The 3522-nt window shown below is 31.0% G+C and carries 3 protein-coding genes; all 3 read right to left on the minus strand.

The window, feature by feature from the left end:
- Window positions 1–233 precede the first annotated feature (233 nt).
- On the minus strand, window positions 234–1313 hold the full coding sequence (locus FS85_RS0110670; protein WP_010136265.1) for an HpaII family restriction endonuclease: 1080 nt from the start codon (window positions 1311–1313) through the stop codon (window positions 234–236).
- Complete coding sequence (locus FS85_RS0110675) at window positions 1310–2575, minus strand: DNA cytosine methyltransferase (protein ID WP_010136266.1); 1266 nt, start codon at window positions 2573–2575, stop codon at window positions 1310–1312. Before FS85_RS0110675 ends, FS85_RS0110670 begins: the two co-directional genes overlap by 4 nt.
- Window positions 2576–3399: 824 nt before the next feature.
- The coding region (locus tag FS85_RS17025) for an integrase core domain-containing protein (RefSeq protein WP_010136268.1) at window positions 3400–3522 on the minus strand (123 nt) is incomplete at its 5' end.

The raw sequence follows: 3522 nt of genomic DNA on the forward strand, positions 1-3522 counted from the left end.
TTTGTATATGAAAAGTAGCGGGTTTTAAGCACTAATTTTTCGGTTATAATTGACTACTAATTTATTCATTTTCTTTCGATTAAACACTTTAGCCGCTATTTTTTATATACGTTGTTACCTGCTGGCTTTTATTCCGCAAACTTGCTAGCGTTGGCAAAGACATACTCTTTTGCAATTTTTGGCTTGTGTGTTGGCTGTAGCGAATTGCAAATGTGTATGGCTTTTAGCGGTGGCTATTTCGTAAACCTAATTTGCAAATTCAGTTTGAAATATAATTCTTCGTTTTCCTCGTAAATTTCTCCAAATCCGTGTCGTGAAGAACTTGCGGTGTCGAGTTTGGTGTTATTTAATAAATAATCTTCGAATTCATTCCTGTTGTAAATATGATAACATAACACGTCTCCATTTTCTTTTACAATTAAATATCCACCTGTTGCATCATATTTTCCTGTCCAAACTTTTGAAGGCATCATCCCTAATGCAACATCTGTCAAGAAGCGTTTTATTTTATATTCGTAAAATTTATGTTCGTTTTCAATGTCAAAGTTCAGTGGATTTTTGTCAGCTGTTTTGTTTACTAAATCGGTTAAATTTGAAAACTCACTTGAATAAAAATCAAAAACGATTTGTGATAAAATTTCGGGAAGCAAACTGTCTATTAAAACTAGGTTGTTTGAAAATATTTTTCGTTCTGTTTTTACAAAGACAAATTGTCCTCCTTTATTTTGAATTTGAACAATTCTATCCATTATTTTGCTTCTCGAAGCAATTGAATTGATATCTCTAATTTCATTTTCAGTTAAGTTAATCCCAACAATATTAAAGATGAAATTTGTCGTTTTTCCAGCGTTTAGTAGAGTAGAAGGACTACCAAGTTGAGATTTTATGCTAAAACCTAATGTAGGTTGTTGATTAGTTCTTTGGTCGTGAACAACAATTGTGATATCGGTTTTAGCAGAAGAGCTTGCTTTTAATGAAAAACAGTTTATAGATTGCATAAAATCCTCAATTTCTGGAATAGAAAAAGTTCTTTCTTTGTTTTTCTTGATTGCATTTAAGAGAAAAAGAGCTTTGTCTTTAAATTCTGAAATTGGGATTTTCAAAATTTCCTCATTACCTGAAATTAAAATAATCTCATCTTGTATAGAGTATTCAAAATTACCATTGTTTTCGCTACGAAGTATTTTTATGATTGGATAAACTAAACCTTCTAACTTTTCAATGTCTTTGTTTCCAAGAAATAATTGTTTGTCGCCTAATAATTTAAAAAGAGCATAAATTTCGCTCCATTCTCCTTTATTTCCTGTTATCATTTGTAGTTAAGTTTTTCTATTATTTTTTCGGCAGTTGCTTGAATTGCTGGAACTGCAACTGAATTTCCGAATTGTTTGTATGCTTGTGCATCTGAAACTACTATTTTAAAATTGTCTGGAAATCCCTGTAATCTTGCCCATTCTCGAGGTGTCATTTTTCTAATTCCCTCTCGGTTTACTTCTCCAGAAATATTAGTTATAGGTTTGAAATTTGTTAACCTATCATCAAATACTAAATTTCTTTCTCTTCCCATTCCACCACAAACAACAGCATTTGCAGTTCCATCATTTGGTATTATTTCATAGCCAAACCCGTTTCCTTTACTTTCGTGTCTTGCTTTGTGTTTTCTTAATGTATCTATGTAAGTTGTTGAAAGATAATACTTAACCGAAACTTCATTTTGTTCTAAAATATCTTCTAAAACGGTTTCCTTATTGGTTGATTTTGGGTATTCAAAATCTGTAATACCAGTGTCTTTATGAAACCCAACAATAAAAATTCGCTCTCGATTTTGAGGAACTCCAAATTCTTTTGCATTAATAATTTGAGGTTCTGGAACATAATATCCTAAATCTTCTCGAAGTACATTTAAAATAGTTGCCAAAGTTTTTCCTTTGTCGTGATTTCTTAATCCTTTTACATTTTCAAGGAAAATTGCTTTTGGTTGTTTTTTCTTGATGATTTCTGCTACGTCAAAAAATAGTGTTCCTCTTGTATCTTCAAATCCGCCACGTCTTCCTGCAATCGAAAACGCTTGACAAGGGAAACCTGCACAAAGCACATCAAAATTATCAGGTATATAATTTTTTGTTTCAGGTTTTGTTATATCTCCAAAAGGAAATTCTCCAAAATTGGCTTTATAAGTTTGTTTTGAATATTTATCCCATTCGCTAGTGAAAACACATTTTCCTTTTAGATTTTGAAGAGCTAAACGGAATCCACCAATTCCTGCAAAAAGGTCAATAAATTTAAATTTCGGTTTTTCTGGTGCTGGAAAAGGAACAGATTTATTAAGGTCAAAAATCAAATATTGAAGCGCTTCTTCAGCTATTTTATTTGTGACTTTTTCTGTTGGATATTCTTTTTCAAGAATTTCTTTTACATAAGAAAGTGCATCTTTTTTGTAAAATTGGGAAACACCATTCTTATGGTTGTGTAAATAATGTGTAAAAGAAGCTGGTTTAGAATTATCTGGGGCAACTACTTTTATTTCAAATAGTTGTCCTTCAATGTTTTCTATGTCGATTCTTTCTTTAATCATTATCTCTTATTTAACGACACAAGGTAATAAAGTTTACTATTCATATTAGTTGGATTTGATAATTTTTATTCACAATTTTATTTGGGTGGTGGTGAGGAAGGGCAAGCTCTTTTGGTTTTTTAGCGTTGGATTTGTGTGTTGGAAAAAAACAAAAGTGCTTGAACGTGCGGTGGTTTTTTCAGCTTGCAGGTAACGGGTTTGCATAGAAGTCAGTTTGGGAGAAAAGAGCAACGCCTTTTCGACCTTTGTACTGACCTTGGTTAAAAGTACTTGATTTTCGTTAGAAAATCAACCCCAAATTGCTTTTATGCAGTGTTGTGTAAAGTAGTTTTTTTCCATTAAGAATATTTGTCAAATTATTGAATTTTTCAATTTTCAGAACTACGATAAATTCGAACACGTTTTACTGGTTTTTCACGTTGTTACTTTTCCATTCAGCCTTGCTACTTTTTTTTATGATTTTAATTTATTGGATTTCTAAAGATTTTTCAGCAGTTACATTTTTCGCGTGATTATTTTTCAATTCAGCATTGCTACTGTTTTGTCAATATTTTTTATTTATCGGGTTTTAAAAGATTTTCAGCAGTTACAATTTTCGCGTTACTGATTAAAATTCAAAATTGTTACGTTCAATTCAGCGTAATTACGTTTCAAAATCGCACGTTTCTACATTCAATTTTCATGTTGTAGTTTTTTCAAAAATAGGAGAGAAGTCAAATTTTCAGAAACTAAAATTTATCGAATAAAATTCTTTTCAAAACTTCAAACACGTTGCTACTGTGCTATGTCTAGTCCTAAAATATGGCTACAGGTTAAAAAATAATTTACGCTGTTAATTTATATACCATATTAGGTGTTTTATAGTCTAAAGATACATGTAATCTTATTTGGTTGTACAGATTAATAGCACTTTTTGTTGCTTTTTTAGCGTGTTGTACACTATCAAA

Source organism: Ochrovirga pacifica, from assembly GCF_000220525.1.
Lineage (GTDB): Bacteria > Bacteroidota > Bacteroidia > Flavobacteriales > Flavobacteriaceae > Ochrovirga > Ochrovirga pacifica.

Coding starts and splice junctions, on each gene's coding strand:
- FS85_RS0110670 (WP_010136265.1), bottom strand. CDS start 1,313: ATGATAACAGGAAATAAAGGAGAATGGAGCGAAATTTATGCTCTTTTT.
- FS85_RS0110675 (WP_010136266.1), bottom strand. CDS start 2,575: ATGATTAAAGAAAGAATCGACATAGAAAACATTGAAGGACAACTATTT.